General features: G+C 60.7%; 20 protein-coding genes, 1 tRNA gene and 1 pseudogene. 16 read left to right on the top strand and 6 right to left on the bottom strand.

The annotated features are described in order from the left end of the window. Positions 1–85: 85 nt before the first annotated feature. Genes P9217_RS02790 through hdaA form a run of 3 tightly spaced genes read left to right on the top strand, consistent with a single transcriptional unit; the run spans position 86 to position 2,532 of the window. Positions 86–673 carry a CDP-alcohol phosphatidyltransferase family protein gene (locus tag P9217_RS02790; RefSeq protein ID WP_067330741.1) on the top strand — a complete coding sequence of 196 codons (588 nt, stop codon included), beginning with the start codon at positions 86–88 and terminating at the stop codon, positions 671–673. Continuing rightward, positions 615–1,826: an AI-2E family transporter gene (locus tag P9217_RS02785; RefSeq protein WP_278086693.1), complete on the top strand. Its 1,212-nt coding sequence runs from the start codon at positions 615–617 to the stop codon at positions 1,824–1,826. The genes P9217_RS02790 and P9217_RS02785 overlap by 59 nt, the downstream gene beginning before the upstream one ends. Position 1,827: 1 nt before the next feature. Further along, positions 1,828–2,532 carry a DnaA regulatory inactivator HdaA gene (hdaA, locus tag P9217_RS02780; RefSeq protein ID WP_278086694.1) on the top strand — a complete coding sequence of 235 codons (705 nt, stop codon included), beginning with the start codon at positions 1,828–1,830 and terminating at the stop codon, positions 2,530–2,532. A 37-nt stretch (positions 2,533–2,569) separates the two neighbouring features. Here the strand turns inward: hdaA and P9217_RS02775 are convergent, their stop codons facing one another. The 5 genes from P9217_RS02775 to P9217_RS02755 form a co-directional block, all read right to left on the bottom strand. Beyond that, positions 2,570–2,836 carry a hypothetical protein gene (locus tag P9217_RS02775; RefSeq protein WP_278086695.1) on the bottom strand — a complete coding sequence of 89 codons (267 nt, stop codon included), beginning with the start codon at positions 2,834–2,836 and terminating at the stop codon, positions 2,570–2,572. Positions 2,837–3,131: 295 nt separating this feature from the next. Continuing rightward, positions 3,132–3,467, bottom strand: coding sequence for a hypothetical protein (locus P9217_RS02770; protein ID WP_278086696.1), 336 nt, complete (start codon positions 3,465–3,467; stop codon positions 3,132–3,134). A gap of 64 nt (positions 3,468–3,531) precedes the next feature. Further along, positions 3,532–3,608 (bottom strand) — tRNA-Pro (locus tag P9217_RS02765). Between the two features lie 362 nt (positions 3,609–3,970). After that, complete coding sequence (locus P9217_RS02760; RefSeq protein ID WP_278086697.1) at positions 3,971–4,126, bottom strand: hypothetical protein; 156 nt, start codon at positions 4,124–4,126, stop codon at positions 3,971–3,973. Between the two features lie 190 nt (positions 4,127–4,316). Next, on the bottom strand, positions 4,317–4,895 hold the full coding sequence (locus P9217_RS02755; protein WP_278086698.1) for a PTS sugar transporter subunit IIA: 579 nt from the start codon (positions 4,893–4,895) through the stop codon (positions 4,317–4,319). A gap of 430 nt (positions 4,896–5,325) precedes the next feature. Here P9217_RS02755 and P9217_RS02750 point away from each other — a divergent pair, with 430 nt between their 5' ends. The 3 genes from P9217_RS02750 (at position 5,326) to P9217_RS02740 (ending at position 7,215) form a co-directional block, all read left to right on the top strand. Next, positions 5,326–5,739 (top strand): DUF5602 domain-containing protein, encoded by a 414-nt coding sequence (locus P9217_RS02750; RefSeq protein ID WP_127216081.1) that lies wholly within the window; start codon positions 5,326–5,328, stop codon positions 5,737–5,739. Then, complete coding sequence (locus P9217_RS02745; RefSeq protein WP_127216080.1) at positions 5,736–6,284, top strand: plastocyanin/azurin family copper-binding protein; 549 nt, start codon at positions 5,736–5,738, stop codon at positions 6,282–6,284. The genes P9217_RS02750 and P9217_RS02745 overlap by 4 nt, the downstream gene beginning before the upstream one ends. Positions 6,285–6,357: 73 nt before the next feature. Next, positions 6,358–7,215 (top strand): ATP-binding protein, encoded by an 858-nt coding sequence (locus P9217_RS02740; RefSeq protein ID WP_095800018.1) that lies wholly within the window; start codon positions 6,358–6,360, stop codon positions 7,213–7,215. Here P9217_RS02740 and P9217_RS02735 read toward each other — a convergent pair. Beyond that, positions 7,205–8,056 carry a LysR family transcriptional regulator gene (locus P9217_RS02735; RefSeq protein ID WP_278086699.1) on the bottom strand — a complete coding sequence of 284 codons (852 nt, stop codon included), beginning with the start codon at positions 8,054–8,056 and terminating at the stop codon, positions 7,205–7,207. The genes P9217_RS02740 and P9217_RS02735 overlap by 11 nt on opposite strands. A 95-nt stretch (positions 8,057–8,151) precedes the next feature. Between P9217_RS02735 and P9217_RS02730 the strand changes: the two genes are divergently transcribed. The 10 genes and pseudogenes from P9217_RS02730 (at position 8,152) to P9217_RS02685 (ending at position 15,970) form a co-directional block, all read left to right on the top strand. Then, positions 8,152–9,003, top strand: a complete 852-nt coding sequence (locus P9217_RS02730) for a gluconate 2-dehydrogenase subunit 3 family protein (RefSeq protein WP_156751165.1) — start codon at positions 8,152–8,154, stop codon at positions 9,001–9,003. Between the two features lie 27 nt (positions 9,004–9,030). After that, entirely contained in the window at positions 9,031–10,797 is a 1,767-nt protein-coding gene (locus P9217_RS02725; protein WP_278086700.1) for a GMC family oxidoreductase, read from the top strand. Between the two features lie 119 nt (positions 10,798–10,916). After that, positions 10,917–11,324 carry a cytochrome c family protein gene (locus tag P9217_RS02720; RefSeq protein WP_278086701.1) on the top strand — a complete coding sequence of 136 codons (408 nt, stop codon included), beginning with the start codon at positions 10,917–10,919 and terminating at the stop codon, positions 11,322–11,324. A 38-nt stretch (positions 11,325–11,362) separates the two neighbouring features. After that, entirely contained in the window at positions 11,363–11,617 is a 255-nt protein-coding gene (locus P9217_RS02715; protein WP_278086702.1) for a hypothetical protein, read from the top strand. After that, on the top strand, positions 11,568–11,939 hold the full coding sequence (locus P9217_RS02710) for a DUF488 domain-containing protein (protein WP_278086703.1): 372 nt from the start codon (positions 11,568–11,570) through the stop codon (positions 11,937–11,939). Before P9217_RS02715 ends, P9217_RS02710 begins: the two co-directional genes overlap by 50 nt. Before the next feature lie 125 nt (positions 11,940–12,064). Beyond that, entirely contained in the window at positions 12,065–12,721 is a 657-nt protein-coding gene (gene fsa / locus P9217_RS02705) for a fructose-6-phosphate aldolase (RefSeq protein ID WP_278086704.1), read from the top strand. 370 nt (positions 12,722–13,091) lie between these two features. Continuing rightward, positions 13,092–14,620: pseudogene (locus P9217_RS02700) on the top strand (FAD-dependent oxidoreductase). A gap of 81 nt (positions 14,621–14,701) precedes the next feature. Further along, complete coding sequence (locus tag P9217_RS02695; protein WP_278056374.1) at positions 14,702–14,992, top strand: hypothetical protein; 291 nt, start codon at positions 14,702–14,704, stop codon at positions 14,990–14,992. 156 nt (positions 14,993–15,148) lie between these two features. After that, positions 15,149–15,352 carry a hypothetical protein gene (locus P9217_RS02690; RefSeq protein WP_278086705.1) on the top strand — a complete coding sequence of 68 codons (204 nt, stop codon included), beginning with the start codon at positions 15,149–15,151 and terminating at the stop codon, positions 15,350–15,352. 72 nt (positions 15,353–15,424) lie between these two features. Continuing rightward, complete coding sequence (locus P9217_RS02685) at positions 15,425–15,970, top strand: universal stress protein (protein ID WP_278086706.1); 546 nt, start codon at positions 15,425–15,427, stop codon at positions 15,968–15,970. The last annotated feature ends 110 nt before the right edge of the window (positions 15,971–16,080 follow it).

Here is a 16,080-nt window from a genome sequence, read left to right as displayed (position 1 = left end):
AGCGGGGAGATCCGCAACTCCTCCCTTGCGTGCGCCTCTCATCTCCATCAACTATCTTCCAACAAAACCCATGATGGGACATCACGTGACCATACCCAACATGATCACGATCATGCGGCTGCTGCTGGTGCCGGCCGTGGTTCTGGCCATGCTGCAGGCGCGCTGGGACTGGGCCTTTGCCGGCTTCCTCGTCGCCGGCATCTCCGACGGCGTCGACGGTTTCATCGCTCGCCGCTACCGGTTGTTCTCGCGGCTCGGCGCTTATCTCGATCCGGTCGCCGACAAGCTCCTCCTGGTCTCGGTCTTCGTCGTCATGGGTTATGCCGGGGAACTGCCGCTCTGGCTTGTCGTGACCATGGTCTCGCGCGACGCGCTGATCGTCTGCGCCGTGCTTTTGTCCAGCGTGATGGCGCAGCCGGTCGAGATGAAGCCGCTCTTGGTGTCGAAGGTGAACACCGCCGTGCAGATCGCGCTGGCGGCGCTTGTGCTGGGCGAGCTTGCCTTTTCCATGCATCTCTATCCGCTCCGGCCGGCCCTCATATTGCTCTCGGGGGTCTTGACCGTGGCTTCGGCCGCGGCCTATCTCGTGGCCTGGCTAAGGCATATGAGTGGCTATGGCGAAGGCTCCCGGACGAGCAACACCAAGTCGGGCAATTCCAGCACGGACACCTGACGGCGAAGCCTGGACGGCCGCGGCCTCGACCGCGTTGCGCCGGCAGATCGCATTCTGGCTGATCGTCGCCGTGCTTCTGGCGCTGTTCCTCTATGTCTTCTCCGGCATCCTCTTGCCCTTCGTCGCCGGCATGGTGCTCGCTTATTTCCTCGATCCGGTGGCCGATCGGCTGCAGCGGCTCGGCCTCTCCCGGCTGATGGCGACGGTGGTGATCCTCATTGCCTTCGTCGTCGTCGTGGTGCTCGCCTTCGTTATTCTGGTCCCTGTGCTGGCCACGCAGATGGCCGATTTCGCGCGCAAGCTGCCGGAATATCTCACCCGCCTGCAGTCGCTCATCACCAGCTTCGACCCGAAGTGGCTGGAGCAGCGTTTTGGCGTCAACGCGGCCAGCCTGCGCGAAGGACTGAACTCGCTGCTCACCACCGGCTTTGGGCTGCTCACCACCGTCTTCACCTCGATCTGGAGCTCGGGCGTGGCGCTGGTTTCGGTGGTCAGCCTCTTCGTCGTCACCCCGGTCGTTGCCTTCTACATGCTGCTCGACTGGGACCGGATGGTGGCCGTGGTCGACAGCTGGGTGCCGCGAGATTATGTCGAGACGGTCAGGGCGCTTGCCCGCGAGATCAACACCGCCACCGCCGGCTTCGTGCGCGGGCAGGGCACGCTCTGCCTTGTGCTGGGCGCCATGTACGCTACCGGCCTGACGCTGACGGGGCTGAACTTCGCCATCCTCATCGGCTTCTTCGCCGGGCTGATCTCCTTCATCCCCTATGTGGGCTCGCTGACCGGGCTGGTGCTTGCTGTCGGCGTCGCCTTCGTCCAGTTCTGGCCGGATTGGACGATGATCGTGGCGGTGGTCTGCGTGTTCTTCGTCGGCCAGTTCATCGAGGGCAATATCCTGCAGCCGAGGCTGGTCGGCAAAAGCGTCGGCCTGCACCCGGTTTGGCTGATGTTCGCGCTCTTTGCCTTCGGTGCGCTGTTCGGCTTCGTCGGCCTGCTGATTGCGGTGCCGGCTTCGGCGGCCATTGCCGTGCTGGTGCGCTTTGCGATTGCCCGCTACCTCGAATCGCCGCTTTACAACGGCCATGCCACAGAGCCAGCACCTCCTTTGCCGGCGGATCGCGGCGGCGGCCGCCGCTCACAGCCGCGTGGCTGAAATGGCTGGCGAACGAACCGATCCACCGCGCCAGCTGCCGCTCGATCTCGGCCACGGTACCGGCTACTCGCGCGACGAGCTCGTCGTCTCCGGGGCCAACGCGCAGGCCGCAGCACTGGTCGACCGCTGGCCGGACTGGCCCGCGCCGGTGGTGGTGCTCGCCGGCCCTCCCGGGTCCGGCAAGACGCATCTTGCCCAGATCTGGCAAGCGCATGCGCACGCTGTCGCCATCGCTCCCGATCGCATCGGCGAGCACATTGGCGGGCTTGGCGCGAGCCCCGCGCTGATCGACGACATCGACAAGCTCCCGATCGACGAGCAAGGCCTGTTCCACCTGATCAACACCGTGCGCGGCGCCGGCTCCACGCTGCTTCTGACGGCGCGGCGCTTTCCCTCGGCCTGGCGCGTCGCGCTGCCGGATCTTATCTCGCGGCTGAAAGCGGCGGCGACCATCGAGATCCACGAGCCGGACGACCTGCTGCTCGCCGGCGTTATCACCAAGCTCTTCGCCGACCGCCAGGTCGAGGTCGAGCCGCATGTCGTGCAATATCTGGTGCGGCGCATCGAGCGCTCGCTGGCAACCGCCATGCGGGTCGTGGAGCGCCTCGACCGCGCCGCTCTCGAGCGCAAGACGCCGATCACCCGAGCGCTCGCCGCCGAGACCGTCAGCGCCATGGACGAGGGGCAGGGCGAGTTCGATATTTAGGCTGTCGAGGAAGGCTGTTCCCGGGGTTGTGCGCTCTCTACGCCCATAGTCCGGCCAGATGCCGAGCCAGCAGATAGACCCCCGTATGCGCCGCCACGTAGCATGCGATGACAAAGACGAAGAGCACCAGGCTGGCGATCCGCGACAGGGCGACGCTGCCATTCTGCCTCTTGCTCGGCCGGTTGTTCCAAACCCACAGAGTAGCGCACAGGATTGCCCAGGCGACCGCGACCGGAACCGCGAAGCCATAACAGGCCAAATAGGCCGGGCCGATCAGCGACAGCAGCGCCTCGAGAATAGGCATCCAGAGTCCCCCTTGCCCCGTTTGCCCGGAGTCTAGAGCAACTCCGGGAAAAGTGCGTAGCGGTTTTCCGTCCGGAGTTGCGGGACGATCGTGGCTGTCCCATTTCGAGCCATTTCCCTGGCATCCATCTTGCAGTGTGGAAGAGGCCGGTTGATCCCGGTCCCGGTCACATTGCAGATCGGGTTGTAGGCTCGCCGGGCTCGAGGTTGTTGGGGACTCGCCCGGCGGGTTTACTCGGTTCCACGCCGACGGCTCCCTTCAGAGATCAAGGCCTGTTGCTCGATGCTGGACACCTTCAGCCCGTCTTGCCATGGCTGGTGAGCAAGCGCAGCACTTGCACGCTCTTCGGCAGCTCGATCAGGAATTCCGCGTCGCGGTCGAGGTGGTGGACCTGGGTCGGCCCGCCGCCGGTGAAGCGCGCCATTGCCTCGATGCTCTCCCAATAGGAGATCGTCACGAACTCGGAATGGGTCGCCGTGTCCTCGCGAAATGTCTGGACGCCGACTGCCTTTTCGATGAGCGGCTTGATGCCGGTCTCGTAATTGTAAGCTTCATAATCGTCGGCTTTTTCCGGCAAGGTCCGGCCGCGCCAGATGCGGGCGATGGTGGGGGTCCTTGGAATGTCGGCCATGGCAACAGAACTTCTGAAGGCCGACAGGGTTCCCGAAGCGCGGGCTCTAAGATGTTCAGGAAACTGGTCGGAGTGGCGTGATTCGAACACGCGACCCCCTGATCCCAAATCAGGTGCGCTACCAGGCTGCGCTACACTCCGAACGGCATCCCCATAGGGTTCCGAACCATTTTGAGCAAGCCCCAAAATGGAAGAGCGGAACGAACAGCGTACATTGGCAGAGTCCGGCACGCAAAGTCCCACGGAAAGTCCCACAGTGTTGCCCAGTCGTTCCCCCTCCTGCTTTCGAGCCGAAGGTCAAAAATGTAATAAGGGCCGGCTGCGGGCGATGGGCAGGCGCAGATACGCGGCGGCGTACGGATGCGCGCCCAGCAACATCTCTATCGACCGCGCCCGCCGTTGAGCTTCGCGTCACCACACATCCGCGTAACGAGGCCAGAGTCCTGTCAAATTGATCAGCAGGCCTAATGGCGGGTGGGTCACGGCCGCTATTCGCGTCGGTATCACTGCGAAACTAAACGAACATCATAACGACGGTTGCCCCGATGATGATTCAGGACAAGCCCGCCGATCAGCATCGGCAGCAAGCTGCTGTCACGGTTGATGTTAGACTCGAACAGCCTTGAAACTGCCTTGCCGTTTTTCTTCGGCTTAACCATTCTCGTCTCCTTTCCAGAAAGAGCGCTCTTCCCATGCGGTAGTGTGACACCCGTCCAGTCGAAGCCTAGACTGCACCAAATTGTCCACACGCAGCCATCTCACGTAGTTCCAGCGTTCCTAGTGGCCCGCTGGCTCGCCCGTCGCCAATGCAGCCGGGGAACGGGGGGCCTACGAGGAAGTTTTCGGGCATCATCGCGGTGTGTAGCGGTCAGGGGTGCTCGGAAATGAGGCCATCGCACCGCGCCCCGCAAGGCAGCGCTGCATCCCCATACGAGACAACTCCAACCCCTCCGGGGAAATATGCAAACTGGTGGAACTCGGGAGCAGCTGAGTTTCGAGAACCGTCAACGCCTCATCTGCGGATTGTGCAAGGCGGAGCCGCTCCCGAACCTGAGATGCCCGAAGCAGCCGGCATATTCGCGAAAGGGCAGGGAGGAAGGCGCAAGAGGCTGAGCGCGGCCAAAGGATAGTGTAAATGAGATCGACTGGGTCGTCGTCGGGACCGTCGAAATCCACAGGCGGGGCCAAGCGTGTCAAAGACGCGACAGGCGAGGAGATGTTCTCCAGTAGAGCGTGCGGGATCGCCACGCCACGACCGATGCCAGTCGAGGCGAGGCGCTCGCGGTCGAAAAGACCGCGGAGAACCACCTTCTCGTCAAGTCCACTCCTTCGAGCGATCCTGATCGCGATTTTCGACAAGGCTGATTGCTTTCCCTTTGTCACAAGGTCAAGCGAGATGTCTTCTTCCGACAAGATGGAGGAGATCATCAGGGTCAAACCTCCGCGTCGATCCAAACGCAAGCGACAAATGAGTGTTCAGCCGCGCTGCTTAGGCAGAGCCGAAATCACTTTCGAATGAAGTTGAGATCCTGGCCGTCCCGGACGCGAAGCCAGGACATTCTCGCGTCCGGGTTAATGGCCCGTTTTGAGGCGTTTCGGCATTCGCCGGAAATCGAGGTTAAAAATATGCATAGCAGTTTGAAGGTAGTGAAAGATTTTTCGAAATCAAGCAAACCGTACGCGATCTGACGAGCAAAAATAGTGCACTGAGACAACAGTTAATTTCGTTTGACGACCGCTACAGTCTCCTGCTTGCTGGTTTGGACGCGATATGCCCGTCTCACCAATGAATATCGGTTGTCGACCTTCCTATAGATCAACGGTGGTCGCATTTTTAGTTCAACAAGGAGATACCGTGATGAAAAAACTCATCCTCGCAGTTGCCTTCACAGCGGGCAGTTCGCTTTGCGCCATGGCGGCGGATGAGGTCACCAAAGCCCCACCAGCGGCTCCTTACGAACAGGTCAGCAAGCTCGTGAAGCTGCCCGACTTCCTGCCGGGCATGGGCCAACTTTTCGTCGATCCGACGACATTGCCTGCCGGCCCGTTCCTTGCCTATGACCATGACGGCAAGCTTGTCAGCACCATCTATATGCTGCCGATCAAGGATCTCAATCCGGACAAGCGTTTGGACGACCTCAAGGCGCCAGGCGGCAATGTCGACCATGTCGACATCTACTACAATGCCGGGCATCCCGGCGTTCCGGAACCGCACGTCCACGTCGTGTTGTGGCACGTCTCTACCGCCGACGAAGCACGTGTCGCCAAATGAGCTTCACACGTCGTCAGGTACTGGGCGGGGGTGGCGGGCTTGTGGCTGCCCTTTCCCTCTCTCCCCAGGTCGCGTGGGCCGACGAGGTGGTGGAAATCAGAATGCGAGGCCGCGACGACGGCTCACAGGTCTGGTTCGACCCGATCGGCATCCTGGTCGAACCGGGACAGACGGTGCGCTGGACGAATCTCAATTCCGGCAATTCGCACACGACGACTGCCTACAGTCCGACGAACTTCGGGAGACCGCGCCGCATGCCCAAGGCGGCAAAACCGTGGGATTCCGATTACCTCCTGCCCAACGAGAGCTTTTCGGTCATTTTCATCGAGAAGGGGGTCTATGACTACTATTGCATCCCGCATGAGCACGCCGGAATGGTCGGACGTATCATCGTCGGCGCGCCCGAGGCACATGGCTGGAGCGAGCTGGTTGGCCCGAATGGCGATCTGCCGGAGGCGGCCCTCAAGGCATTTCCGAAAGTCGAAGACATCATGACACGAGGGTTCGTCCGGCGCGATCAGACCATGCCTACGGGACCGGGCTGAAACAAGGAAAGATTGGATACTGCGTCAGACCGGGGCACGAGTTCCCGGCTGTCGTCGATTGGGGACGGCTCTCATGACAGGCGACGTGCATACATGCGAAAATCAGTCGCGGTCTCAAGCTGGGCGAGGCGGGCGCTCTCAGTTGCTGGACGCTTCTATCGATGGCTGGGCCGTAGTCGAGGGACGCGAGCGTGCGAGGAATCGCCTTGCTGCATTGGGGGAGATGACTGGCGGCATTGCGCATGACTTCAGGAACCTGCTGGCGGTCATCGAGTCCGGCCTGAGGCTTGCCGAAGCAAGAGCCGACGAGCCCAACCGTGTGAGGGCCTGCATCACGCTGGCGCGAGAAGGAATCAATCGCGGGATCGATTTGACCTCGCAGCTCCTCGCCTTTGCAAAGCACCAGGAACTTGATGCTCATGCTGGCGACGTGAATGAATTCCTCAGATCCTTCGCGCCTTTGCTGAGGTACGGCGGCGGACCCGATGTGCGCGTCGAGCTTGAACTCGGTGCAGAAACTCCCGACTGCCTGATCGATCCCGCATTGTTCGACACCGCAGTGCTTAATCTCGTCGTCAACGCGCGCGATGCCATGCCAAATGGCGGCGAGATCAGAGTCATCACCGGACCGTTGGTGCAGGAGACCGCGACACCCGATCCGCCGGGGCCGGGAACCTATGTCTGCGTTAGCGTCAAGGACCAAGGTTGCGGCATGACCGCCGAAGTGTTGCGAAACGCGTTCGATCCTTTCTTCACCACGAAGGGTGAGGAAGGTACCGGCATGGGGCTGCCGCAAGTGCGCGCATTGATGCGTATGATCGGCGGCCATGTTCGCATTGCAAGCGAGCCGGGGATTGGGACGACAGTCGACCTGCTGTTCCCGTCAATCCGACCGGATGTCAAAGCCTCGTCAAGAATGACTAGAATTTAACGTCGCCGCCTGCAACGGCACGTAATCCTGACAGGGCAGGACCTACTACGCTCTCATCCGCACTCGCGGATTGCACCGCGTACACCGGATAGGAGAACTGGGGCATTTCAGGCACAAGATGAAGCCGGCCGGCTTCTATGTGAGGTTGCACAGAGCTCATTCGGAAATATCCGGACCCGCCAGCGGCCAGAACATAGTTCAATCCGAGCGGACCGAGGTCGAAGGAAAGATCCGGCGCAGCACTCGGGAAATTCACGCCGTGATGAAGCTCAAAATCCGGCCCCCAATCCATATAGACATAATCGGATCCGTCCAGGAGTTGCGCTTCGGGGTTGGTGGTCGCGAGAACCAGTTTTTCCTCAAGAAGCAGATCGATCTTCAAGCCCGGTCTGTGTGGGGGCGCGTACATGATGGCTATGTCGACCATTCCCGAGGCGACCTGGTTGATCAGGTCCTGTGGCACATCGACATGCACTCTAAGTGCAATATCCTGAAGCGAGCGGCGCATCCATCGGACCCAATCGAGCAGAAGAGGTTGCGCAAGGCTGACTTCGCTGCCGACCGTCAGAACAGCCCGGCGTCCCGTAGGCACGGCAACCTGGTGAAGGGTGCGTTGCCATAGTTGGACGAACATCGGAGCGTGCCGCAGAAATTGCTCACCCGCGGGCGTGAGCGAAGCGCCGCCTTTGTGGCGAACGAAGAGTGGTCGGCCCAATTGTTGCTCGAGGTTGCGGATCCGTGCGCTGACGGTCGTCTGGGCGACGTTCAAGCGCTCCGAGGCGCGAATGAAGCTCCCGGTCGAGACGATCTCAACAAAGGTGCGAGCGAGTTCGATATCCATGACCGCTAATAGCATAAAAGTTGCGCTTAAATGTCAATGAATTTCGTTTGCCACATAGTAGGCGCGAACATTAGGCTCTCCGAATACTCACCGGATTGAGCGCTGAATGCGGCGCAGCGCCGGGATGGAGCGGGCATAGGCCTCTCCATCCTCACCCTCGTTTTGCCCGCAGTGTCACAGGAGCGATCATGTCGACGAAAGAAAAGAACGGCCAAGGCGATGTCGGACGTCGTGACTTTCTAAAACTGTTCGGCGCAGCCGGCGCGGCAGCGGGCACCCTGCCGTTTGGCGGATCCACATCGGCGGACGAGATCGTGGCAGCTGCCGCCACGGACACGAAGCACCATCACGCCGCCGAACCTCGTGCCCGAGGCGGTGGCTACGAATTCTTCAATGTCGACGAATCCGCCTTCGTCGAGGCGGCGGTCGACACGCTCATTCCAAAGGATGCGGCCGGTCCCGGAGCCAAGGAGCTTGGCGTGGCGACATACATCGACCGGCAGATGGCCAGCGGATACGGCAAGGGCGACCGGCTTTATCTGGAAGGGCCGTTCGGCGAGGGTACGCCCGGGCAGGGATATCAATTGCCGATGACGCCCTCGGAACTGATCCGGGCGGGAATCGCCGACGTCAATGCCGTCGTACAGAAAAGCCACAAGAACAGCTTCGCGGCCCTTTCGGCAAAGGACCGCGCCGCCGTTATGGCGGACCTTGAGGCCACGAAGACCGAGCTTCCAACGGTGCCCGCTGCAACCTTCTTCAGCCTCCTTCTGCAGCTCACGATCGAGGGTTATTTCGCGGACCCGATGTACGGCGGGAACAAGGACGCAGCTGCCTGGAAGATGATCGGCTTCCCCGGCGCAGATGCCATGTACGTGGACAAGATCGAGCCGTTCCGGAACAAGCCCTACAAGGCTGAACCGAAGGGCATCCAGGACCTCATTTGATCGCCGCAAGAAAAAGGAGACTTTGACATGGCCACCAAACTGAACCCGGTCGATGTGCTGATTGTCGGTCTTGGATGGACAGGCGGCATCATTGCCAAGGAGCTTGCATCCACCAAGCTCAAGATCGTCGCCCTTGAGCGGGGAGGCCCGCGTGACACCAATCCGGATTTCATCGATCCTGAAATCCACGACGAACTGCGCTACGCCGCCCGCCACGACCTCATGCAGAACGTGCGGCGGGAAACCATCACATTCCGCAATAGTGAATCGCAAACGGCGCTGCCGATGCGTCAACTCGGCTCGTTCTTGCCAGGGCAGGGTGTCGGCGGTGCCGGCGTGCATTGGAACGGCGTGACCTGGCGCTGGCTCGAATGGGATCATCAGGCGCGCACCCGGACCGTCGACAAGTACGGCGAAAAGATCATCCCTTCGGACATGCACCTGCAGGACTGGCCGATCACCTATGACGATCTCGAACCCTATTACGACAAGTTCGAAAAGACCTGCGGCACCTCCGGCAAGGCCGGCAATCTCAACGGCAAGAAAATCGACGGCGGCAATATCTTCGAGGGCGCGCGTAAGGAGGATTATCCCAACCCGCCAATGATCGCCGCGCAGAGCATGGTGATGTTCGAGAAGGCGGCCCGCAATCTCGGCTACCATCCCTTCCCAAACCCCTCGTCCAACGCGTCTCGCGATTACGTCAATCCCGATGGCGTGGCGTTCGGCCAATGCCACTACTGCGGCTACTGCGAGCGTTTCGGCTGCGAGGCGAATGCAAAAGCCAGTCCGCACTTCACCGTTATTCCGCTGGCGCTGAAGAATCCGAATTTCGAACTGCGCACAAATTCGATCGTGCTGAAGATCAATCTCGATTCGACCCGCAAGAAGGCCGTCAGCGTCAGCTATCTCGACGCTCGCGGGCGAGAATTCGAACAACCTGCCGACCTTATCATCCTGTCGGCCTACGCGCTCGGGAACGTCAACCTGCTGCTGCAGTCGGGGATCGGCGTTCCTTACGATCCCGCCACGGGTAAAGGCGTGGTCGGCCGAAACTATGCCTACCAGTGCGGCGGCGGGGCTACCGCCTTCTTCGACAAGAAGACCATCCTGAACCGCTTCATGGGCGCCGGCGCGCTCGGCACCTGCATGGATGATTTCAACGGCGACAACTACGATTTCGTGAAGGCCGGATACATCGGCGGCGGCGGTATCAGTTGCAGCAACTCGGGCGCCCGGCCTATCCAGTCACATCCGACACCCCATGGCACGCCGCGCTGGGGCTCGGACTGGAAGAAAGCAGTGGTCGACAACTATGACCATGCTGCCAACGTTGGCAATCAAGGCGCGGTGATGGCCTACAGGCAGAACTATCTCAGCCTCGATCCGACCTATACGGACATCTTCGGACGCCCGCTGATGAGGATGACGTTCGATTTCCAGGATAACGAAATAAAGCAGATGAACGGCCAGGCCGACATCTGCGTGACAATCGCCAAGGAGATGGGTGCGATCAGGGTCGACCGGAGCATTCCGCCGGTGCCCTATTCCATCGTTCCCTATCAGAGCACTCACAATACCGGCGGGGCCGTTTTCGGCGCCGACCCCACCACCAGTGTCCTGAACAAACATCTTCAGGTCTGGGATGTCCCGAACGTATTCGTCACCGGCGCCTGCGTATTTCCGCAGAACGCCGGGAAGAATCCGACCGGACCGGTGGGCGCTCTTGCCTATTGGGCGGCGGACGCGATCAAGAATTATCTGAAGAACCCCGGCCCATTGGTTCCCTCCTGAGGCAAGTCTGCCGGGTCCGGATCCAAGCTTCGGATCCGGCAGGCTGTGCGTTTCGAATACCGACATAACCAGGGTGGCTTGGCGGCAACCAAGCCGCCCCTCATTGAAAGCACGCGAAGATGAGATCAACCATTCTTGGATTGACGACCGTGGTTCTCAGCGCAGTCGGATCTGCGCAGGCGCAGGACAAATCTCCTGGCGATGCTGACGCCGGCGCCTCGGTCTTCAAGAGATGCATGGCCTGCCATGCGGTCGGGCCCGACGCCAAGAACGGGGTAGGGCCGGTATTGAATGGCGTCGTTGGCCGTGCGGCAGGCACTTACCCTGGTTACAGCTATTCCGCGGCGAACAAGAATTCGGGCCTGACCTGGGATGAACCGACGCTGACCACATATCTGCACGCGCCGCGCAAGTTGGTGCCCGGCACGAAGATGACATTCGCTGGTCTCAGCAAAGACCAGGAGATCGCCGATGTGATCGCCTATCTGAAACAGTTCAACGCCCAAGGACAGAAGGCCTCCCCCTGAGCCAAGGACGATCTGTCCGGCTTGCAAAGCACAATCTTATGAAATTCCTCCTGCATCAGGGCCTGGGGTATTCGACCGTTCATCAGATCGGTGACTACCTGCGAAGCCACGGAACCGGCCATCACTGGATCGAGCGGTATCGGGGCAGCATCTTCGTCATCGTATCCGATCAAGCCGACGAGATGATCCTTCGAAACGAGTTCTCCGGGCTTCTCGATGCCGTCAACGAAAGGAGACGGACGGATGAGCGGAAAAGCCATCGACGAGAGCATAAAACTGAAGCGCTCCTATGAGAGCCCAGCTGCCGACGATGGCACGCGGGTGCTGATTGACCGGCTTTGGCCGCGCGGGGTCAAGAAGATCGATGCCGGCATCGACTGCTGGATGAAAGAACTCGCGCCAAGCACCGAGCTTCGGAAATGGTTCGGACACGATCCCGCCCGCTGGGACGAATTCCGTCGGAGATATGCGGCGGAAATCCACGCGCATGGCGATGAGCTCGACCGGCTCCGCGACCTGATACGACACGGCCCTGTCACGCTCGTCTACTCGGCTCATGACGAGGCCCACAACGATGCCGTCGTCCTGAGAGAGATTTTGCTGGGACATCGCTAGAGACGTCGCGCCGCCCTGCCTTTGTGCCGTCAAGGACATGGGGCGTGTGACCACTACAGCGGGTTCAAATCACTTTTCTGGAACCAAACCGAGCAAGGTTCATCAAATCATCGAGGAGACGCACAATGAAATTCTTTGTCGATACAGCCGATATATCTGAAATTCGCGAGCTTGCCGCGGCAGGCTTTGTCGATGGGGTGACCACGAACCCGTCGCTCATCTCGAAGACAGGTCGGCCGATCAGGGATGTGATCAAGGAGATCTGCGGGACGATCGAAGGCCCGGTTTCAGCGGAAGTCACCGCGACCGACTTCGACGGCATGATTGCCGAAGGAGAGCGTTTGGCGAGCATCGCGACCACCGTGGCCATCAAGGTGCCATCCACCTGGGATGGGTTCAGGGCTTGTCGGGCGCTCGCTCGCCTCGGCCACAAGGTCAATGTCACGCTGTGCTTTTCCGCAAACCAAGCATTGCTTGCGGCCAAGGCGGGCGCGACGTTCATTTCGCCCTTCATCGGCAGGCTCGACGACCTCGGATTGGACGGCATGGAAGTGGTCCGGGAAATCCGCGCGATCTACGACAACGACGCATGCTTCACGACGGAAATCCTGGCTTCTTCAATACGCACTCCGATCCATGTCAAAGCTGCGGCAATTGCAGGCGCCGATATTGCGACCATTCCCCCAACTGTACTTCGGAGCCTTGCCAAGCATCCACTCACCGACAAGGGGTTGGCATCCTTTCTCGCGGACTGGGGCAAGACCAGGCAAGCGATCCTTTAAAACTTGCTGGCCGGCGGTCCGACTTGAGCCGTGAGCAGCCCAAGGGACGGGCTGGTCGAGAACACGCGCCGTGGTGACACCGACAGCCTCAAAGTGGCCGGCATGTTCACTTTGTCCTCACTTCGTCCGTCCATCACATGCTCCTGGAATCCAACGCAAAAAATGCATTCAATCGCTCACTAAATTCGTTTGCATGGTGCCCTGGATGGCAGGAGACTGGGACGTAGCGGTTCCGCTTTAGTCGGGAGCTCCGGTGAAAACGAAAGCGTCGGTCTGAAGGCGCGCCTGGATGGAACATGTTCAGGGCGTGCGAAGTCTATCGAGGCTCCAGTTATCGATCTTGCGCTGAGAATCGCCAACGGAGACGAAAATGGCTGGGAGCCATTCGAAGGCAAACGGTCCGGATCTGGTTCAGGGCATCGCGATCGCCGATCTTGAGGATGGCGGCAAGCTCGTCGGCCATTGCGGCGACGAGCAGGTGCTGCTGGTGCGCCGCGGGAGCGAGGTATTCGCGGTCAGCGCGACATGCACGCATTACGGCGGGCCGCTCGTCGAGGGTCTGGTAGCAGAAGACACGGTTCGGTGTCCGTGGCATCACGCGTGCTTCGATCTGCGCACGGGCGAGGCGCTGCGCGCGCCCGCCTTCAACCCGCTCGCCTGCTGGTCTGTGGAACAGCGAGAAGGCAAGATATTCGTGGTCGAGAAGCGTAAGCGAACGGCACCGGTGGTGCAAGATGGCGGTGCGGCTCCGGAAAGAATTGTCATTGTCGGGGGTGGCGCGGCTGGTTTCGCTGCCGTTGAGACACTGCGGCGTGAGCAATACCAGGGCAGCATCACCATGATCAGCGATGACCAGGCGCCGCCCGTCGACAGACCGAACCTCTCAAAGGACTATCTCGCCGGCAGGGCGCCGCAGGATTGAATTCCGCTGCGCGGCGAGAAGTATTATTCGAAAAACAACATCGACCTGCGTCTCGACACAAAGGCCGACCGCATCGACCCGCGGTCCCGCGAGGTTGTGCTGTCGGATGGCAGCACGATTTCTTACGAAAGGCTGCTCCTTGCCACGGGGGCCGAACCAGTTCGGCTTGCTACCCCCGGAACCGAGCAATCATTTGTCCACACGCTGCGCTCTTTCGCCGACTGCAAGGCGATTATCGAGCGGGCCGCGAATGCGCGACGCTGCGCCGCGCTCGGCGCCAGTTCATCGGCCTCGAGGTTGCGGCGGCGCTGCGCTCGCGCGGCATCGACGTTCATGTCGTAGCGCCGGACAGACGGCCTATGGAGCGGGTCCTGGGTCCGCGGATGGGCGACTTCATCCGCGCCGTCCATGAGGAGAAGGGTGTCGTCTTCCATCTCGAGGCGACTGCGGCCAGCATCGACGGCAACAAGATGAAGCTCAGCAGCGGCGGCACGTTGATGGCGGATTTCGTCGTGGCCGGCGTCGGCGTCAGGCCACGCATAGGTCTCGCCGAAAAGGCCGGGCTCAAACTCAATCGCGGCGTTGCGGTGAACGCGTTTTTGGAAACAAGCGCGCCCGGAATTTTCGCGGCCGGCGACATTTCCCGGTGGCCCGATCCGCATAGTGGCGAGAATCTTCGGGTAGAGCATTGGGTGGTTGCGGAGAGACAAGGTCGCACCGCCGCACTCAACATGCTTGGCCATCGCGAGAAGTTCGCGGCAGTGCCGTTCTTCTGGAGCCAGCATTACGATGTGCCCATCAACTATGTCGGCCATGCCGAGCGATGGGACGAGATCTCGGTCGATGGAGACGTCGCGGCCAGGGATTGCCTGCTCCGATTCAAACGGGAGGGGCGCACGCTCGCTGTCGCCTCGATCTTCCGCGACCTGGAAAGTTTGCAGGCCGAGCTGGAAATGGAGCGCCAAACGGCAAGCTAGAACGCGCTCTCGAGCACGGGTGGGAGCGCACCGAGAATGACGCAGCCGAGCATGTCACCGTGACCGAAAGGAGACCGATCTATGTCCGCATTGCAACAGGACGTTGCCAGGGATTTGCAAGTCATTGCGCCCACTCAGCATCATTCAAAGATCGTCGAGTTCGCCAAGGAGGTTGCCGAACAAGAGTCCCATCAGATGCCGACGTCGGTCGCAATCTTCTCCGACAGCGGTCGTTGGTACTGCCAGGTCCGTCGCGGCAATGAAAAGACCCGGCCGATGGGCCCCTATACCAAACGAGAGGCTGAACGGGTTCAGGAAGTTCGCAGAGCCTTGATCGCCAAAAGAGGCACCGCTCGGATTATGTTCGAGTAGGCGGGGACCTGACGATCGCGCCGGCCGGCGAACTCCTCACTCCAACCATCGTTCGTCCTTGAGTTTGTTGAAACCTTGCCGGATCTCGCGGCGGGCCCTGTTGACGTTTGCGTTCCGGCGCCGCGATCAACCGCAACCAACGGAAGAAAAGCCAACATGGGCTACAAGTCGATCGTTCTCAACCTCAACATCGACGGGATGGTCGCTCCTGTTGTCAAGCTCGGAGTCGATCTCGCCCAGCGCTTCGACGCGCGCCTGATAGGTCTGTCGGCCGCCGACGTTCCGCCGCCGGTTGTAATGGAAGGTGGAGTGGCCTTCGAAGGCGAGAGCATGATGCGCCAGCGCAAGAACATCAAGTGACGGCTCGAGGACCTCCACGCGCAGTTCGAAAGCATTGCTGGCACGACGGTTCATACGCAATGGCGTGGGACCGTGGGCAATCCGACCCGCTCGCTAATTGAATCGGCGCGGTTGGCCGATGTCATCGTCACAGCATCGCCGGAGGGTGCCAGTTTCGACGACGCGTATCGGTCGACCGACCTCGGCAATCTGATCCTTCAGGCCGGACGGCCCGTATTTGTGGCAGCGACCAACCAGGAGAATTTCCGCATCAACAAGGTTCTGGTCGGATGGAAGGACACGCGTGAAGCCAGGCGCGCGGTTCTAGATGCCATGCCCTTTTTGCGGATGGCTCAGGAGGTTGGGGTCATTACGATCGACGATGGCCCAACTGACCAAACCTGGAACGGGCTGGATGATGTTGTCGCCTTCCTGGACATGCACGGCGTAGAGGCCAAGGCGGAGGTGTTTCCGGAAAAATCCAATGGCCGAACGATCGCCGACGTCGCCGGCGCAATGAACGCGGATCTCGTCATATCCGGCGCCTATGGCCACAGCAGGTTCAGGGAGTGGATCTTCGGCGGCGCTACCCGCTCGCTACTTGAAGCTGATCGGCTGAACCGGCTCATGTCGAACTGATCGCCGGCACCGATGGCGGAGTGCATCCCACCTGCTGACAGATTTCGCGAACGCATCCCAGCCCGCTGGGTTGGTGCTCGTTAACCGTGACAAGCCTGCCGCCGGACCCT

This window comes from Mesorhizobium sp. WSM4989, assembly GCF_029625795.1.
Lineage (GTDB): Bacteria > Pseudomonadota > Alphaproteobacteria > Rhizobiales > Rhizobiaceae > Mesorhizobium.
Note: the sequence above shows the minus strand (reverse complement) of the source record. Positions and strands in the feature narration are given on the sequence as shown.